At 70.5% G+C, this 17,363-nt stretch carries 15 protein-coding genes; 8 read left to right on the forward strand and 7 right to left on the reverse strand.

The annotated features are described in order from the left end of the window. Positions 1-27 precede the first annotated feature (27 nt). Both ACWD4J_RS07330 and ACWD4J_RS07335 read right to left on the reverse strand, forming a co-directional pair. Positions 28-1,257, reverse strand: coding sequence for a DUF349 domain-containing protein (locus tag ACWD4J_RS07330; RefSeq protein WP_451394315.1), 1,230 nt, complete (start codon positions 1,255-1,257; stop codon positions 28-30). A 135-nt stretch (positions 1,258-1,392) separates the two neighbouring features. Then, positions 1,393-2,232 carry a peptidylprolyl isomerase gene (locus ACWD4J_RS07335; protein ID WP_451394316.1) on the reverse strand — a complete coding sequence of 280 codons (840 nt, stop codon included), beginning with the start codon at positions 2,230-2,232 and terminating at the stop codon, positions 1,393-1,395. A gap of 244 nt (positions 2,233-2,476) precedes the next feature. Between ACWD4J_RS07335 and ACWD4J_RS07340 the strand changes: the two genes are divergently transcribed. After that, the gene (locus ACWD4J_RS07340) at positions 2,477-3,190 is read left to right on the forward strand and encodes an MBL fold metallo-hydrolase (protein WP_451394317.1); all 714 of its coding nucleotides are present in this window, start codon (positions 2,477-2,479) and stop codon (positions 3,188-3,190) included. Between the two features lie 13 nt (positions 3,191-3,203). After that, a complete protein-coding gene (hisS, locus tag ACWD4J_RS07345; protein ID WP_451394318.1) occupies positions 3,204-4,466 on the forward strand; it encodes a histidine--tRNA ligase in 1,263 nt (420 codons plus the stop codon). Between the two features lie 114 nt (positions 4,467-4,580). Here the strand turns inward: hisS and ACWD4J_RS07350 are convergent, their stop codons facing one another. The 4 genes from ACWD4J_RS07350 to ACWD4J_RS07365 are packed head-to-tail and all read right to left on the reverse strand — an operon-like array spanning position 4,581 to position 8,183. Continuing rightward, on the reverse strand, positions 4,581-5,204 hold the full coding sequence (locus ACWD4J_RS07350) for a response regulator (protein WP_451394319.1): 624 nt from the start codon (positions 5,202-5,204) through the stop codon (positions 4,581-4,583). Further along, positions 5,201-6,412: a sensor histidine kinase gene (locus ACWD4J_RS07355; RefSeq protein ID WP_451394320.1), complete on the reverse strand. Its 1,212-nt coding sequence runs from the start codon at positions 6,410-6,412 to the stop codon at positions 5,201-5,203. Before ACWD4J_RS07355 ends, ACWD4J_RS07350 begins: the two co-directional genes overlap by 4 nt. Further along, entirely contained in the window at positions 6,409-7,263 is an 855-nt protein-coding gene (locus ACWD4J_RS07360) for an ABC transporter permease (protein WP_451394321.1), read from the reverse strand. Before ACWD4J_RS07360 ends, ACWD4J_RS07355 begins: the two co-directional genes overlap by 4 nt. After that, on the reverse strand, positions 7,260-8,183 hold the full coding sequence (locus ACWD4J_RS07365) for an ABC transporter ATP-binding protein (protein ID WP_451394322.1): 924 nt from the start codon (positions 8,181-8,183) through the stop codon (positions 7,260-7,262). Before ACWD4J_RS07365 ends, ACWD4J_RS07360 begins: the two co-directional genes overlap by 4 nt. Before the next feature lie 140 nt (positions 8,184-8,323). Between ACWD4J_RS07365 and ACWD4J_RS07370 the strand changes: the two genes are divergently transcribed. From ACWD4J_RS07370 to rpsD, 3 genes are all read left to right on the forward strand, one after another. Next, the gene (locus ACWD4J_RS07370) at positions 8,324-8,989 is read left to right on the forward strand and encodes a vitamin K epoxide reductase family protein (protein WP_451394323.1); all 666 of its coding nucleotides are present in this window, start codon (positions 8,324-8,326) and stop codon (positions 8,987-8,989) included. A 104-nt stretch (positions 8,990-9,093) separates the two neighbouring features. After that, a complete protein-coding gene (locus ACWD4J_RS07375) occupies positions 9,094-10,482 on the forward strand; it encodes a replication-associated recombination protein A (RefSeq protein WP_451394324.1) in 1,389 nt (462 codons plus the stop codon). Between the two features lie 372 nt (positions 10,483-10,854). Beyond that, positions 10,855-11,469 (forward strand): 30S ribosomal protein S4, encoded by a 615-nt coding sequence (gene rpsD / locus ACWD4J_RS07380; protein WP_351289766.1) that lies wholly within the window; start codon positions 10,855-10,857, stop codon positions 11,467-11,469. Between the two features lie 35 nt (positions 11,470-11,504). Here rpsD and ACWD4J_RS07385 read toward each other — a convergent pair whose 3' ends face one another. Further along, positions 11,505-13,715, reverse strand: coding sequence for an ATP-binding protein (locus ACWD4J_RS07385; RefSeq protein WP_451394325.1), 2,211 nt, complete (start codon positions 13,713-13,715; stop codon positions 11,505-11,507). A 183-nt stretch (positions 13,716-13,898) separates the two neighbouring features. Between ACWD4J_RS07385 and ACWD4J_RS07390 the strand changes: the two genes are divergently transcribed. Genes ACWD4J_RS07390 through alaS form a run of 3 tightly spaced genes read left to right on the forward strand, consistent with a single transcriptional unit; the run spans position 13,899 to position 17,360 of the window. Then, positions 13,899-14,345: a DUF948 domain-containing protein gene (locus ACWD4J_RS07390; protein WP_451394326.1), complete on the forward strand. Its 447-nt coding sequence runs from the start codon at positions 13,899-13,901 to the stop codon at positions 14,343-14,345. Between the two features lie 7 nt (positions 14,346-14,352). Next, the gene (locus tag ACWD4J_RS07395; protein ID WP_451394327.1) at positions 14,353-14,691 is read left to right on the forward strand and encodes a DUF6167 family protein; all 339 of its coding nucleotides are present in this window, start codon (positions 14,353-14,355) and stop codon (positions 14,689-14,691) included. After that, complete coding sequence (alaS, locus tag ACWD4J_RS07400) at positions 14,691-17,360, forward strand: alanine--tRNA ligase (protein ID WP_451394328.1); 2,670 nt, start codon at positions 14,691-14,693, stop codon at positions 17,358-17,360. Before ACWD4J_RS07395 ends, alaS begins: the two co-directional genes overlap by 1 nt. The last annotated feature ends 3 nt before the right edge of the window (positions 17,361-17,363 follow it).

Genomic DNA, 17,363 nt, shown 5'->3' on the forward strand with positions numbered 1-17,363 from the left:
CCCTTCGGCGTATCAGGCGCGGAAACCTCAGCCGCCGAACTCCTGCAGGCCCTTCAGCGCCTGGTCCAGGAGCGCCTGGCGGCCCTCGAGCTCCTTCTGGAGCTTGTCGGCCTTGGCGGTGTTGCCCGCCGCGCGAGCCGCCTCGATCTGGTCGCGCAGCTTGTCGACGGCCGCCTGGAGCTGGCCGGTGAGCCCAGCGGCACGCGCGCGTGCCTCCGGGTTCGTCCGCCGCCACTCGGCTTCCTCGGACTCCTGGATGGCCCGCTCCACCGCGTGCATCCGGCCCTCGATCTTCGGCCGGGCGTCGCGCGGCACGTGGCCGATGGCCTCCCAGCGCTCGTTGATGGAGCGGAAGGCCGCACGGGCCGCCTTCAGATCCGTCACCGGCAGGAGCTTCTCGGCCTCCTCGGCCAGCTCCTCCTTGAGCTTGAGGTTCTCCGACTGCTCGGCGTCCCGCTCGGCGAAGACCGAGCTGCGGGCCGCGAAGAAGACGTCCTGGGCGCCGCGGAAGCGGTTCCACAGGTCGTCCTCGTGCTCGCGCTGCGCGCGGCCCGCGGCCTTCCACTCCGTCATCAGGTCGCGGTAGCGAGCGGCCGTCGGACCCCAGTCCGTCGACCCGGACAGCGCCTCGGCCTCCGCGACCAGGTTCTCCTTGGTCTTGCGGGCCTCCTCGCGCTGCGCGTCGAGCGCCGCGAAGTGCGCCTTGCGCCGCTTGGAGAACGCCGAGCGCGCGTGCGAGAAGCGGTGCCACAGCTCGTCGTCGGACTTCCGGTCGAGCCTGGGCAGGCCCTTCCAGGTGTCCACCAGGGCCCGCAGCCGCTCACCGGCCGCCCGCCACTGCTCGCTCTGCGCCAGCTCCTCGGCCTCCGCGACCAGCGCTTCCTTGTTGTGCCGGGCATCGTCGGACTGTTTCGCCTTCTGTGCCTTGCGCTCCTCACGGCGCGCCTCGACCGCCTCGACGAGCTTGTCCAGCCGGGCCCGCAGCACGTCCAGGTCGCCGACCGCGTGGTGCGCGTCCACCTGCTCGCGCAGATGGTCGATCGCGGTCTGGGCGTCCTTCGCGGACAGGTCGGTGGTCCTCACCCGACGCTCGAGGAGGCCGATCTCGACAACCAGGCCCTCGTACTTGCGCTTGAAATAGGCCAGGGCCTCGTCGGGCGAACCGGCCTGCCAGGAACCGACGACCTGCTCGCCGTCGGCCGTACGCACGTACACGGTCCCCGTCTCGTCGACGCGGCCCCACGGGTCGCTGCTCACAGCGCCTCCTCCACATGATGCGCGCGGCGGGCTCCACGGCCCCCGGGCATCGTCCACAGTTTCGTCACGGCCAACATAGGCGACCGGCGGGGCGGCTGTCCGCATCCCGCGCGACCGAAATTAGGCAGTTGGGCCTCAGGATTTGGTCACAGTCGCCTTGTTGATCACGACTGTTGCGTTCGGGGTGCCATCGCCCTGCCCGGTGCTCTCCCCAGCCGCCGCGATCTTCTTCAGCACCTTCATTCCCGCATCGGAAATGGTCCCGAACGGTGTGTAGTCGGGCGGAAGCTGACTGTCCTGGTAGACGAGGAAGAACTGGCTGCCGCCGGTGTCGCGGCCCTCCTTCGTCGAGGAGTTGTACTGGTTGGCCATCGCGACCGTGCCCGCCGGGTAGACGTTGCCCTTCAGGCTTTTGTCCTTCAGGTTCTCGTCCGGGATCGTGTAGCCGGGGCCGCCCGTGCCGGTGCCCTGCGGGTCGCCGCACTGGAGCACGTAGATGCCCATGGTGGTGAGCCGGTGGCACTTGGTGTGGTCCAAATAGCCCTTGCCGACCAGGAAGTTGAAGGAGTTCACCGTGTGCGGGGCGGCTGCGGTCTTGAGCGCGATGTCGATGTCGCCGCAGGTCGTCTGCAGCTTCATCGTGTACTTGGCCGACGTGTCGATGGTCATCGCCGGCTCCTTCTTGTAGCTCAGCGACTTCACCTTGCCGGCGGCGGCCTTCTCGCACGGGTCCGGGGCCTTGCTGGTGGCGGAGGCGCTCGGAGTCACCTCGGCGGCCACCGTGTCCTTCGAGTCGTCGTTCTTGAACACCCCGGTCGCATACGACACGACGCTGCCCACCAGGATCACGCCGAGCACTGATGCGATCACCGCGTTACGCGTGCGTGCCTTGCGCCGTGTGCTCCTGCGCCGTTCCTGCTGCCGCAAGAACTTCTCCCGGGCGAGCTGCCGCCGCCGCTGTTCCTGGCTGACCACCGGTGTTCTCTCCTCGTGCGTCTCAATACGTCGGGGTGGGACGCCTGCGTCCTGTGGGGCGCCTGCGCCGTGAGTCAATGGCCTTTCGTTGTGTCCCGTACCGTATATGGGTTCGCTGTGGAATCGGCAGCGCCGGTAGGCTCTCATGTGCTGCATCCCCCGCCGGAGAGTTCCGGAGCATCCACAGGAGCCGTACGGGAGGGTGCGGCGGCCTCCCGCCGGACGAGATGAACGAAGGACGATCGTGCTCATTGCCGGGTTTCCCGCCGGAGCCTGGGGCACCAACTGCTACCTGGTCGCCCCCGCCGCAGGCGAGGAGTGCGTGATCATCGACCCGGGCCATCAGGCCACCCAGGGGGTCGAGGACGCACTGAAGAAGCATCGGCTCAAGCCCGTGGCGGTCATCCTCACCCATGGCCATATCGACCATGTGGCCTCCGTCGTCCCGGTCTGCGGAGCGCATGACGTACCGGCCTGGATCCACCCCGGGGACCGGTTCATGATGAGCGACCCGGAGAAGGCGCTCGGCCGTTCCATCGGGATGCCGCTCCTGGGCGAGCTGACCGTGGGGGAGCCCGACGACGTACGGGAGCTGTCCGACGGCGCGGAGCTGACCCTGGCGGGCCTGGACTTCTCCGTCGCGCACGCGCCCGGCCATACCAAGGGGTCGGTGACCTTCCGGATGCCCGAGACGTCCGACATCCCGTCGGTCTTCTTCTCGGGCGATCTGCTCTTCGCCGGCTCCATCGGACGCACCGACCTGCCCGGTGGCTCCATGGACGAGATGCTCGCGTCGCTGGCCCGCGTGTGCCTGCCGCTCGACGACTCGACCGTGGTGCTCTCCGGCCACGGCCCCCAGACCACCATCGGCCAGGAGCGCGCCACCAACCCGTATCTGCGGCAGGTGGCCGCCGGCCAGGGAGCCGCCCCCGCGGCGGCACCCCGACGAGGAATGTGACGAGACTCTTTCTGTGAGCACCTTCAAGGCCCCCAAGGGCACGTACGACCTGATCCCGCCGGACAGCGCGACCTTCCTCGCCGTGCGCGAGGCCATCGCTGCGCCCCTGAAGAACTCCGGCTACGGCTACATCGAGACGCCCGGCTTCGAGAGCGTCGAGCTGTTCGCCCGCGGGGTCGGCGAGTCCACCGACATCGTGACCAAGGAGATGTACGCCTTCACGACCAAGGGCGGCGACGAGCTGGCGCTGCGCCCCGAGGGCACCGCGTCCGTGCTGCGCGCCGCCCTGGAGGCGAACCTGCACAAGGCGGGCAACCTGCCGGTCAAGCTCTGGTACTCCGGCTCGTACTACCGCTACGAGCGCCCCCAGAAGGGCCGCTACCGCCACTTCTCGCAGGTCGGCGCCGAGGCGATCGGAGCCGAGGACCCGGCGCTCGACGCGGAGCTGATCATCCTCGCCGACCAGGCGTACCGCTCGCTGGGCCTCAGCAACTTCCGCATCCTGCTGAACAGCCTCGGCGACAAGGAGTGCCGTCCCGTCTACCGCGCCGCGCTCCAGGATTTCCTGCGCGGCCTCGACCTGGACGAGGACACCCGGCGCCGCATCGAGATCAACCCGCTGCGGGTCCTCGACGACAAGCGTGAGGACGTGCAGAAGCAGCTCGTGGGCGTGCCGCTCCTCGGCGACTACCTGTGCGACGCCTGCAAGGCGTACCACGCGGAGGTCCGCGACCTGATCACGGCCGCGGGCGTCGCGTACGAGGACGACCCGAAGCTGGTGCGCGGCCTGGACTACTACACCCGCACCACGTTCGAGTTCGTGCACGACGGGCTCGGCTCGCAGTCCGCGGTGGGCGGCGGCGGGCGCTACGACGGCCTGTCCGAGATGATCGGCGGCCCGTCCCTGCCGTCCGTCGGCTGGGCGCTCGGCGTGGACCGCACCGTGCTGGCGCTGCAGGCCGAGGGCATCGAGCTGGACATCCCGGCCGGCACCAGCGTGTACGCGGTGCCGCTCGGCGAGGAGGCCCGCAGGGTCCTCTTCGGCGTGGTCACCCAGCTGCGCAAGGCCGGCGTCGCCGCCGACTTCGCGTACGGCGGCCGAGGCCTCAAGGGCGCGATGAAGTCGGCCAACCGGTCGGGCGCCCGGTACACGGTGGTCGCCGGTGAGCGCGATCTCGCCGACGGGGTCGTCCAGCTCAAGGACATGGAGTCCGGGGAGCAGGTGGCCATCGGCGCGAACGACATCGTGGCGGAGCTGCAGGCTCGGCTGGGCTGAGGTCCGTCACACCGGAGGGGCTGACACTTCAGCCCCTCCGGCGTGTAATTCAGCCTCTCCTGCGTCTGAGGAGCAGGGGTCCAAGGGCGGAGCCCCCTCGGCGGGGGCGAACCCTCAGTCCAGCAACCCGAACCGCATCGCGCTCGTCACCGCCGCCGTCCGGTCGTCCACCCCCAACTTGCCGAAGACGCGCAGGAGATGGGTCTTGACCGTCGACTCGCCGATGTACAGACGGCGTCCGATCTCCGCGTTCGTACAGCCCTCCGCCACCAGACGCAGCACCGCCGTCTCACGCTCCGACAGGCGCGGCCGCTCGGGCCTCGTCCGCAGCTGGTCGACCAGCCGGGCGGCGACCGAGGGCGCCAGCACGGTCTCGCCACGCGCCGCCGCCCGTACCGAGTCCGCCAGTTCCGCCCGCGCCATGTCCTTGAGCAGATAGCCCGCGGCGCCCGCTTCGACGGCTCTCAGGATGTCCCGGTCGGTCTCGTACGTCGTCAGCACGACCACCCGGCACGGCAGCCCCGCGGCGGCCATCCGTACGATCGCTTCCACGCCGTCGCCGCCGGGCATCCGCAGATCCATCAGGACGATGTCCGGCCGCACCTCGGCGGCCAGGGCCTCGGCCTGAGGGCCGCTGGACGCCTCGGCCACGACGTCCAGGTCGGGCTCGGCGCTCAGCATGGCGCGCAGCCCTTCCCGTACGACGGGGTGGTCGTCGGCGAGCAGGATGCGGATCACGCGGAAGTCCTCTCGAGTCCTTCGGGAACGGGAAGCCGGACGGTGACGGTGGTGCCCTCACCAGGGGCGCTGCGGACCTCGGCCGTGCCCCCGACTTCGGCGGCGCGTGCGCGCAGGCCGCGCAGCCCGTACCCCTGGTGAGGCACGCCGGCGGAGAAGCCACGCCCCGTGTCGCGCACCGTGACGGTGAGGGCGCACGGCGCATAGCGGAGGCTGAGGGTCGCGGCGGCATCGGGCCCCGCGTGCTTGCGTACGTTGGCGAGGGCCTCTTGGCAGGAGCGCAGGGCCACGACCTCGATGCCCGGGGGCAGTGGCCTCGAGGTACCGGTGACCTCGACCGAAACGCCCGCTCCATGCCGGGCGGCCAGCCTGCGCACGGCGTCCGGCAGCGAACTCCTGTCCAGATCGGCGGGTGCGCCACCGGCGACCAGGGCCCGTGCCTCCGCGAGGTTCTGCCGGGCTGTCTCTGCCATCAGCACCAGGTGCCGGCGGGCCTGCGGTGCGTCGCGTTCCAGTTCGGCGTCGACGGCCTGGATGAGCATGAGCAGGCTCGTGAATCCCTGCGCCAGGGTGTCGTGGATCTCACGTGACATGCGCTCCCGCTCGTCCAGAGCCCCGCGTTCGGCGGACAGCCGGGCGACCTCCTCGCGGCTGGCGTCCAACTCGGCGATGAGCGCGGCCCGTTCCGCGCTCTGCTCGATCACGCGGATGACCCAGGTGCCGAAGGCCGCCGAGAAGACCAGACTGACCACCGCGGAGACCGAGTTGGAGAAGACATCGTGGGAATCGGGCCGCCACAGCAGCGCCCACCCCACGACCGGCGCGATGTTGATCACGGCGGCGGCCGTCAGCGCGGGGCGCATGCGCAGTGTCATGAAGCACTGCGGGATGAGAGCGAAGGTGATCAGCCGCGTCTCGCCGACCAGGATGCCGGGCGGCAGGAAGAGCAGGATCGTCCCGGCGACATAGGCGAGGCTCCGGCGTTCGTCCTCGCCCTCTCTCATGAGGATCGGGCGGCCCACCCCCACGTACCAGGGGATCAGCAGGACGAGCAGTCCGCCGGCGGCCGCGCGGACAGGCCACCCGGGGAAGTCCGTGCCGAGCACGAACACCAGGGTGGCCACCCACACGACGGCGAAGTAGCAGTCCCAGAGTCGGAAGGTGCGGTCCCAGACGTCGGAGTCGCGGGGGCCCGCCGGATCGGTCATCCGTCTCGCCGGTTCTTCCACCGGAAGGTCAGCAGACACAACAGCAATCCTCCGACGCACCAGGCGCCGAGCACCAGGGCGATCCGTCCGTACTCCCAACTCCCCGCCTGTTCCAGCACCTTGGCGGACTCGGGCAGGAACACCCCGCGAAAGCCCTGGCACATCCACTTCAGCGGGAAGAGGGCGCCGATGTTCAGCATCCAGTCGGGGAGGGTGTCGATCGAGATGTAGACCCCGGAGATGAACTGCAGCACCAGGAACGGGAGGACGACCACGGAGGAGGCACTCCGGCCCGACTTCGGGACGGAACTGATCGCGATGCCGAGCAGCGCACAGCCGCTGAGACCCAGGAAGAAGATCCAGCCGAAGGTCAGCCACTTCTCCGCGCTCGACGGCAGATCGACGTCGAACAGCGTCGCGCCGACGAGCAGCAGCGCCGCCGTCTCCAGCAGCCCCGTGACCAGGACGAGCCACACCTTCCCGAGGAAGTACGAGGCCGGAGGCATCGGAGTGCCGCGCAGCCGGCGCAGCACCTTCTCGTCCCGCTCGATGGCGATCGAGATGCCGAGGGACTGGAAACTCGTGGACATGACGCCCGCGGCGATCATCGCGGGCACGTACAGCTGCGAGGCCGAGATGCCCGCACCCTCCACGTCGTCGCTGAAGATCGACGCGAACAGGCACAGGAAGACGATGGGGAACGCGAAGGTGAAGACCACCTGGTCGCGCTGGCGGAAGAACTGGCGCAGCTCCATCGCGCCCTGGTGGAGCCCCAGTCCCCAGGCGCCGGGCAGCCGCCCGGCGGTGCGGTCGTCGACGGAACGGGATCCGGTCGCCGTGGCCGTGCTCATCGCGCGGTCTCCTCTCGGGTGGCCTGGTCCTGGGTGTGCTGATCGGCGGCGGGCTCGTGCCGGGTGAGCTGGCCGGTGAGCCGCAGATAGACGTCCTCCAAGGTGGGGCGGCTGACCCGGAGCCCGGGGATCTCGCCGTCGAAGCGGCGCATGAGCTCGGCGACGGTACGCGTCGGGGTGTTCGTGGTCTCGCTGCGCGGGCTTCCGTCGGGCTCCGTCCAGGCGACGGTGGCCTCCGCCCCGTACCGGTCGCGCAGTGCCCCGGCCTCGCCCTCGGCGACGACCTTCCCGGCCGCGATCACCGCGAGCCGGTGCGCGAGCGCCTCGGCCTCCTCCAGGTAGTGCGTCGTGAGGACGATGGTCGTGCCCTCGTCGGCGAGCTGCCGGACGAGCTCCCAGAACTGGCGGCGGGCCGCCGGGTCGAAGCCCGTCGTCGGCTCGTCCAGGAGCAGCAGATCGGGTCCGCCGATCACGCCGAGCGCCACATCCAGCCGCCGCCGCTGGCCGCCCGAGAGCCCCTTGATCCGGCTGCGGGCCTTCGCCTCCAGACCGACGAGCGCGATGACCTCGTCCGGGTCGCGCGGCTTCGGGTAGTACCGGGCGAAGTGCCGCACCGTCTCCCGGACCGTCAGCTCGGCGGGCGCCGATTCGTCCTGCCAGACGATGCCGACGCGGGAGCGCCACGCGCGCGTGGCGGCTGCCGGGTCGGCGCCGAGTACGCAGACGTCGCCCGCGTCCCTGGTCCGGTTGCCCTGGAGGATCTCGACTGTGGTGCTCTTGCCCGCACCGTTGGGCCCGAGGATGCCGAAGACCTCCCCGTGTCGGATGGTGAGATCGATGCCGTCGACCGCGGTCACGTCGCCGTACTGCTTGCGCAGCCCCCGTACGCGCACCGCGAATTCGTTCGCGTGTGCAGTCATGTCGTCGAGCGTCCCCCTGGAACCGAACGTTCCGGGCCCCTCGGTCGTTCTCGATTGTGTCCATCGAACGGTGGACACACGCGCGCGTGCGGCACAATGACGGTGCCCGCAGGCCCCCACTCGAACGACGGAACGGCGTGATGAGCAAGACGATGACAGCAAGGGACGGCGTCTCCTCCTCCGAGCCCGCCGGCGACAACCGGCCCGAGGGCCCACGGACGGTCGGCGGGAGCCGCGCCTTCGCGCTGCTGCTGGTGATCACGGGCGCGGCCGGGCTCCTCGCCGCCTGGGTCATCACCATCGACAAGTTCAAGCTGCTCGAGGCCAAGGTCGAGGGGAAGACCTTCACGCCGGGCTGCAGCCTGAACCCCGTCGTCTCCTGCGGCAGCGTGATGGAGAGCAAGCAGGCCGCGGCTTTCGGGTTCCCCAACCCGATGCTGGGCCTCGTGGCGTACGGCATCGTGATCTGCGTCGGCATGAGCCTGCTCGGCCGGGCCCGCTTCCCGCGCTGGTACTGGCTGACGTTCAACGCCGGCACGCTCTTCGGCGTCGGCTTCTGCACCTGGCTGCAGTACCAGTCGCTGTACAACATCAACGCGCTGTGCCTGTGGTGCTCCCTCGCCTGGGTCGCCACGATCTTCATGTTCTGGTACGTGACGTCGTTCAACATCCGGGGCGGCCTGCTGCCCGCACCGGGATGGCTGCGCGGCTTCTTCGAGGAGTTCACCTGGGTCGTGCCGGTGCTGCACGTCGGGATCATCGGGATGCTGATCCTGACCCGCTGGTGGGACTTCTGGACGAGCTGACCCCGGGGCCCGCGAACGCCCCCGCCCGTGCGCCGCAAGGCTCCGACGCCTTGCGGCGCACGGGCGCGGAGGGACTGTCGGTCGGGTGACATAGGGTTCACTGCGTGGAGCCCGACCTGTTCACCGCCGCCGCAGAAGCCCGCCAGGAGAAGGACCCGGCAAGCAGTCCCCTGGCCGTGCGGATGCGTCCGCGCACGCTCGACGAAGTCGTGGGCCAGCAGCATCTGCTGAAGCCCGGCTCACCCCTGCGCCGGCTCGTGGGCGAGGGCGGTGGCGGCCCCGCGGGGCCGTCCTCCGTGATCCTCTGGGGCCCGCCGGGCACCGGCAAGACCACCCTCGCGTATGTCGTCTCCAAGGCCACGAACAAGCGTTTCGTCGAGCTCTCCGCGATCACCGCGGGAGTGAAGGAAGTGCGTGCCGTCATCGACGGCGCCCGCCGGGCCACGGGCGGCTTCGGCAAGGAGACCGTCCTCTTCCTCGACGAGATCCACCGCTTCAGCAAGGCCCAGCAGGACTCCCTGCTGCCTGCCGTGGAGAACCGCTGGGTGACCCTGATCGCGGCGACCACCGAGAACCCGTACTTCTCGGTGATCTCCCCCCTGCTGTCGCGCTCCCTGCTCCTCACGCTCGAACCGCTCACGGACGACGACATCCGGGGCCTGCTGCGCCGTGCGCTGGCCGACGAGCGCGGGCTCGGCGAAGCCGTGGGCCTGCCCGAGGACTCCGAGGCCCATCTGCTGCGCATCGCCGGCGGCGACGCGCGGCGGGCGCTCACCGCCCTGGAGGCGGGCGCCGGGTCCGCCCTCGCCAAGGGCGAGCAGGAGATCACACTCCAGACCCTCGAAGACTCGGTCGACCGCGCGGCCGTGAGGTACGACAAGGACGGCGACCAGCACTACGACGTGGCGAGCGCCCTGATCAAGTCCATCCGCGGCTCGGACGTCGACGCCGCACTGCACTACCTTGCGCGGATGATCGAGGCGGGGGAGGACCCCCGGTTCATCGCACGCCGCCTGATGATCTCCGCCAGCGAGGACATCGGCCTTGCCGATCCGACCGCCCTGCCGACGGCGGTCGCGGCAGCCCAGGCCGTCGCCATGATCGGCTTCCCGGAGGCCGCGCTGACGCTGAGCCATGCGACCATCGCCCTCGCCCTCGCCCCCAAGTCGAACGCGGCGACCCTGGCGATAGGCGCGGCCCTGGAGGACGTACGCAAGGGCCTCGCGGGCCCCGTCCCACCGCACCTGCGCGACGGCCACTACAAGGGCGCGGCCAAGCTCGGCCACGCGCAGGGCTATGTGTACCCGCACGACGTGCCGGGCGGCATCGCCCACCAGCAGTACGCCCCGGATGCCATCGACGGCAGGCAGTACTACAGGCCCACGCGGTACGGCGCGGAGGCGCGGTACGCGGACGTGGCCGAGCGGGTCCGCGAGCGCCTCAGGGGCGAGCAGCCGGGAGCGCCGAAGGAGCCGGGAACAGCGGACGGCTGAGCGTCAGGACCAGTCCGCAGCACTGTCTGCGACCTAGTAGACTCACCAGAAGCGCTGCGTCCCGTGTCCGGTTTCGGCCGGCACCACCAGAACGGGACAGGCAGCCGGAGCCCCCAATGCCCTCGGGCGGGGATCTCCAGGAGCGTCGCGCACCGTCGAACGGTGTCGCGGGCAGCCCACCACCCCGGTGATACGGCGGTCGGTGGGCCACTCGCGTGCTGCACGTATGTGCCCAGACCAGGGAGCGGCTGCCCGCCGAGACCGCCGGGATCACCACGATCCCGGCAGGCCCCGACGGGTTTCCCCGGCTGCGGATGCGACCTCCCCTAACCCTGGTGAAGCCGATATCACAGAGATAGAGAGGTTTGGTTCGTGGCGAACCAGTCCCGTCCCAAGGTCAAGAAGTCGCGTGCACTCGGTATCGCGCTGACCCCGAAGGCCGTCAAGTACTTCGAGGCCCGCCCCTACCCGCCGGGTGAGCACGGCCGTGGCCGCAAGCAGAACTCGGACTACAAGGTCCGTCTGCTCGAGAAGCAGCGTCTGCGCGCGCAGTACGACGTTTCCGAGCGTCAGCTGGTCCGCGCCTACGAGCGCGCCAGCAAGGTCCAGGGCAAGACCGGTGAGGCTCTGATCATCGAGCTCGAGCGCCGTCTCGACGCCCTGGTGCTCCGCTCCGGCATCGCCCGCACCATCTACCAGGCCCGCCAGATGGTCGTCCACGGCCACATCGAGGTCAACGGCAAGAAGGTCGACAAGCCGTCCTTCCGCGTCCGCCCGGACGACGTCGTGATGGTCCGCGAGCGCTCCCGCGAGAAGCACCCCTTCCAGGTCGCCCGTGAGGGTGGCTACGCCCTCGACGGCGAGACCCCGCGCTACCTGCAGGTCAACCTGAAGGCGCTGGCGTTCCGCCTGGACCGGGACCCGAACCGCAAGGAGATCCCGGTGATCTGCGACGAGCAGCTCGTCGTCGAGTACTACGCCCGCTGATCAGCCCCGCCTGATCCGGTCGTAGACACCGCGATTCAGCCCGCCGCTTCCCCGCCCTGCTGGGTGGGGGAAGCGGCGGGCTTCCGCATGTCCGGGGCATCGCCGGAGGCGTCGCCGGGCATCGGCTCACGCTGCTGCGGCAGCAGCCCCCGCAGGTCCGTGCGCTGCCCGCTCAGCACGCGCGCCACCGCGGCATCCGTACCGAGCCGTGCCCCGGCGACGAGGCACGCCGCGTACCGATCGGCACCGAGCTCCTCGCGCACCAGCTCCTCGCACAGCTGGTGCGGCGCGTTGAAGTGGCTCGAGCCGAACAGCGGCAGCCCGACCGAAGGCCAGATCCGGCCTGCCACCCCCTGGAGCACGGCGGCCTCCACGGGATCCCCCTCCGCCACCGTGACCAGCGCGAGCAGCTCGAAGGTCAGCACCGTGCCCAGCAGATCCTGGAAGCCGTAATGGATGGCGAGTGACTGCTCCAGCAGTTCCCGTGCCCGGTCCGGGTGCCCGTCCGCCCAGGCCGCGTACGCCAGGACGAACAGCGCATACGCCCGGGCCCAGCGCTCGCCGTGGTCCTCGCACACCAGCCGCACGTCCTCGCACAGCTCGACAGCACCGGGCAGATTCCCCTGAAAGGCCATCGCCAGCGCCAGCTCGACCTGGCACATCAGCACATAGGTGTTGAGCTCGCCCATCTCGTGGTACCGGTCGAGGGCCTCGCGCAGCAGCTGCTCCGCGCGCGGCATGTCGTCTGTCACCAGCGCGAGACAGCCGGTCCGGTGCATCGCACAGGCGGCCGCCGTCGCATGACCGCCGCGTTCGGCCCCTTCCCGGCACTCGTGCAGCGCGGCCAGGGCGGGCGCCATGTCGCCCTGCAGGATCGCCACATAGCCGAGCACCCACAGGGCCTTCAGCCGCGACTCCGCATGGTCGGCTCCCAGCTCGAGACTGCGCTCCAGCCAGTGCCGGCCCTCGGCCAGCCGGCCGCAGCCGACCCAGTAGAACCACAACGTGCTCGCAAGATGCTGGCCCACATGCGCCTCGCCCGGCTCCGACAGGCAGTGGTCCAGCGCGATCCGCAGGTTCGGCAGATCCGCCTCGACGCGCGCCGCGACATCCGGCTGCCGCGCCGAGAACCAGTCCAGCTCGCACCAGGTGGCCAGGCCCAGGTACCAGTCGCGGTGCCGGCGCCGCAGCCGGGCGGCGTCGCCCGTCGCCTCCAGCCAGTCGGCGCCGTACGCCCTGACGGTGTCCAGCATCCGGTAGCGCACTCCGGCCGGTGTCTCCTCGCGGGCCACCAGGGACTGCGCGAGCAGCCGGCCGAGCACGTCGAGCACCGCATCGTCGGCCAGCCCGTGGCCACCGCAGACGTACTCGGCCGCCTCAAGATCGAAGTGCCCGGAGAACACGGAGAGCCGCGCCCACAGCAGCCGCTCGTCCGGCCTGCACAGCTCATGGCTCCAGCCGATGGCGGTACGCATCGTCTGGTGGCGCGGCAGAGCGCCGTGCCGGTCGCCCGTGAGCAGCCCGAACCGGTCGTCGAGCCGGGACAGCAGCTGCGCCGGGGACAGCGCCCGCAGCCTGCCCGCGGCCAGCTCGACGGCGAGCGGAATCCCGTCCAGGCGCCGGCACACCTCCAGGACGTCGGGGAGGCTGCCGACATCCAGTGTGAAATCCGGCAGCACGGTCGCGGCACGGTCCGCGAACAGCTCGGCGGCCTCCTCCTCCGCCATCGGGCAGAGAGGAAACAGCCGTTCGCCCTCGACGCCCAGCGGCCTGCGCCCCGCGGCCAGCACCCGCAGTCCGGGCGCCCGGCCCAGCAGGTCCCGCACGAGTGACCCGCTCGCGTCGACGAGGTGCTCGAACCCGTCCAGTACGAGGAGGAGTTGGCGCTCCGCGAGATGGTCGACGAGCACCTGGCGGGGTGGCCGGGAGGTGTGGTCCGTCAGCTCCAGCGCCTCCGCGACCGCGTACTCGACGAGTTCGGCCTCCTGCAACGACGCCAGTTCCACCATCCAGACGCCGTCGCGCGGCTCGGCAATGGACGCGGCCCGCGCCGCGAGCCGGGACTTGCCGACCCCGCCCACCCCCGTCACGGTGACCAGGCGCTCCGCCTCCAGCGCGCCCCTGAGCTCCTCCAGTTCGGCCGCGCGGCCCACGAACGTGCTGAGTTCGATGGAGAGATTGCCGGGTTTGGATGATCTCGGGTCGGATTCTCCCGGGCCGGGGCCAAAGCGCTCTAAGTGCCGCATGCGGACGCAGCGTACTCAGGCATGCGCTATCCGTACAATCGCTTCACACAACTCCCGTCGATCCTCCCGTACCGGGACGGCCGTGCCCCAAGCGGTAATGCGGTGCGGAGCGGCACCCCCGGCGCGATAGGCTCGGGGACGACTTTTGGATGTTCAGGCACGACGATCAGAGAGCGGTGCACAGTGTCCGGTGGAGAGGTTGCCGGGATCCTGGTGGCCGTCTTCTGGGCGATCCTGGTCTCCTTCCTCGCCGTGGCGCTGGCGAGGCTGGCCCAGACGCTCAGAGCGACCACCAAGCTCGTGGCGGATGTGACCGAGCAGGCCGTCCCGCTGCTGGCCGACGCCTCCACGGCAGTGCGCTCCGCGCAGACCCAGATCGACCGGGTCGACGCCATCGCGTCGGACGTCCAGGAAGTCACGTCGAACGCGTCGGCGCTCTCCACCACCGTCGCGTCCACCTTCGGCGGCCCCCTGGTCAAGGTCGCGGCGTTCGGCTACGGCGTGCGCCGGGCCATCGGCCGCAGGACGGGCCCGGCCGAACCGCAGGTGACCGCCGAGCGCTCCCGGCGTACCGTGATCGTGGGCCGCACCCTCCCCTCCGCACGGCGCGGGAAGCGGAAGAAGGACTGACGCAGCGATGTTCCGCCGAACATTCTGGTTCACCGCAGGCGCAGCCGCCGGAGTGTGGGCCACCACCAAGGTCAACCGCAAGCTGAAGCAGCTGACCCCCGAGAGCCTCGCCGCGCAGGCCGCGAACAAGGCGATCGAGGCGGGCCACCGGCTCAAGGACTTCGCACTCGACGTCCGCGACGGCATGGCCCAGCGGGAGGCCGAGCTCGACGAGGCGCTCGGGCTGAACGCCGGACCCGAGTCCGGACTCCCGGCCCCCAGGCGCCTCGCCGCCATCGAAAACCGCAACAACCCGAAGTACGCCGACAGAACGGCGAACTCGTACAACCGGAATGAGGACCACTGATGGAGTCGGCTGAAATCCGCCGCCGCTGGTTGCGCTTCTTCGAAGAGCGCGGGCACACCGTCGTGCCGTCGGCGTCGCTGATCGCGGACGACCCGACCCTGCTGCTCGTCAACGCGGGCATGGTCCCCTTCAAGCCGTACTTCCTCGGTGAGGTCGCCCCGCCCGCCCCGCGCGCCACCAGCGTGCAGAAGTGCGTGCGCACGCCGGACATCGAAGAGGTCGGCAAGACCACCCGGCACGGCACGTTCTTCCAGATGTGCGGCAACTTCTCCTTCGGCGACTACTTCAAGGAAGGCGCCATCAAGCTCGCCTGGGAGCTGCTCACCGCGCCCCAGGACAAGGGCGGTTACGGCCTGGAGCCGGAGAAGCTCTGGATCACCGTCTACCAGGACGACGACGAGGCCGAGGCCATCTGGCGCGACCAGATCGGCGTCCCCGCCGAGCGCATCCAGCGCCTGGGCAAGAAGGACAACTTCTGGTCCATGGGCGTCCCCGGCCCGTGCGGCCCGTGCTCCGAGATCAACTACGACCGCGGCCCCGAGTTCGGTGTCGAGGGCGGCCCCGCCGTCAACGACGAGCGGTACGTGGAGATCTGGAACCTGGTCTTCATGCAGTACGAGCGCGGCGAGGGCACCTCGAAGGAGGACTTCGAGATCCTCGGCGACCTGCCGAGCAAGAACATCGACACCGGTCTCGGCCTCGAGCGCCTCGCCATGATCCTGCAGGGCGTCCAGAACATGTACGAGATCGACACCTCGCGTGCCGTGATCGACAAGGCCACCGAGCTCACCGGCGTCCGCTACGGCGAGGCCCACGCCAGCGACGTCTCGCTGCGCGTCGTCACCGACCACATCCGCACGTCGGTCATGCTCATCGGCGACGGCGTCACCCCGGGCAACGAGGGCCGCGGCTACGTCCTGCGCCGCATCATGCGCCGCGCCATCCGCAACATGCGCCTGCTCGGCGCCACCGGGCCGGTCGTCGGCGACCTCATCGACGTCGTCATCAACACGATGGGCCAGCAGTACCCGGAGCTCGTCCAGGACCGGGGGCGCATCGAGAGCGTCGCCCTCGCCGAGGAGGAGCGCTTCCTCAAGACGCTGAAGGCCGGCACCAACGTCCTCGACACCGCCGTGACCGAGGCCAAGGACGCCGGCTCCGCCGTGCTGCCCGGCGACAAGGCCTTCCTGCTCCACGACACCTGGGGCTTCCCGATCGACCTCACCCTCGAGATGGCCGCCGAGCAGGGCCTCTCCGTGGACGAGGACGGCTTCCGCCGCCTGATGAAGGAGCAGCGGGAGCGCGCCAAGGCCGACGCCCGGGCCAAGAAGACCGGCCACGCCGACCTCGGCGCCTACCGCGAGATCGCCGACGCCTCCGGCGAGACCGACTTCATCGGCTACGCGGACACCGAAGGCGAGTCCACGGTCGTCGGCATCCTCGTCGACGGCGTCTCCTCGCCCGCCGCCACCGAGGGCGACGAGGTCGAGATCGTCCTCGACCGCACCCCGTTCTACGCCGAGGGCGGCGGCCAGATCGGCGACACGGGCCGGATCAAGGCCGACTCCGGTGCCGTCATCGAGGTCCGTGACACCCAGAAGCCGGTCCCGGGTGTGTACGTCCACAAGGGCGTCGTCCAGGTCGGCGAGGTGACGGTCGGCGCCAAGGCGCACGCCACCATCGACCAGCGCCGCCGCAAGGCCATCGCCCGCGCCCACTCCGCCACGCACCTGACCCACCAGGCGCTGCGCGACGCCCTCGGCCCGACGGCCGCCCAGGCCGGTTCGGAGAACCAGCCCGGCCGCTTCCGCTTCGACTTCGGCTCCCCGTCCGCCGTACCGACGGCCGTGATGACCGACGTCGAGCAGAAGATCAACGAGGTGCTCGCCCGCGACCTGGACGTCCGGGCCGAGGTCATGGGCATCGACGAGGCCAAGAAGCAGGGCGCCATCGCCGAGTTCGGCGAGAAGTACGGCGAGCGCGTGCGCGTCGTCACCATCGGCGACTTCTCCAAGGAGCTCTGCGGCGGCACGCACGTCCACAACACCGCCCAGCTGGGTCTGGTGAAGCTGCTCGGCGAGTCGTCGATCGGCTCCGGTGTGCGCCGTATCGAGGCCCTCGTCGGCGTGGACGCCTACAACTTCCTCGCCCGTGAGCACACGGTCGTCGCCCAGCTCCAGGAGCTGGTCAAGGGCCGCGCCGAGGAGCTCCCGGAGAAGATCGCCGCCATGCTCGGCAAGCTGAAGGACGCCGAGAAGGAGATCGAGAAGTTCCGCGCGGAGAAGGTCCTCCAGGCCGCCGCCGGTCTCGCCCAGGGCGCCCAGGACGTACGCGGTGTGGCTCTGGTGACCGGCCAGGTCCCCGACGGCACCACCGCCGACGACCTGCGCAAGCTGGTCCTCGACGTGCGCGGCCGCATCCAGGGCGACCGCCCGGCCGTCGTCGCCCTGTTCACCACGGTGAACGGCAAGCCGCTGACGGTCATCGCCACCAACGAGGCCGCCCGCGAGCGTGGCCTCAAGGCCGGCGAGCTGGTCCGCACGGCCGCCAAGACCCTCGGCGGCGGTGGCGGCGGCAAGCCGGACGTCGCCCAGGGCGGCGGTCAGAACCCGGCCGCCATCGGCGAGGCCGTCGCCGCTGTCGAGCGCCTCGTCGCCGAGACGGCGTGACGA

Source organism: Streptomyces sp. NPDC002577 (assembly GCF_053594815.1).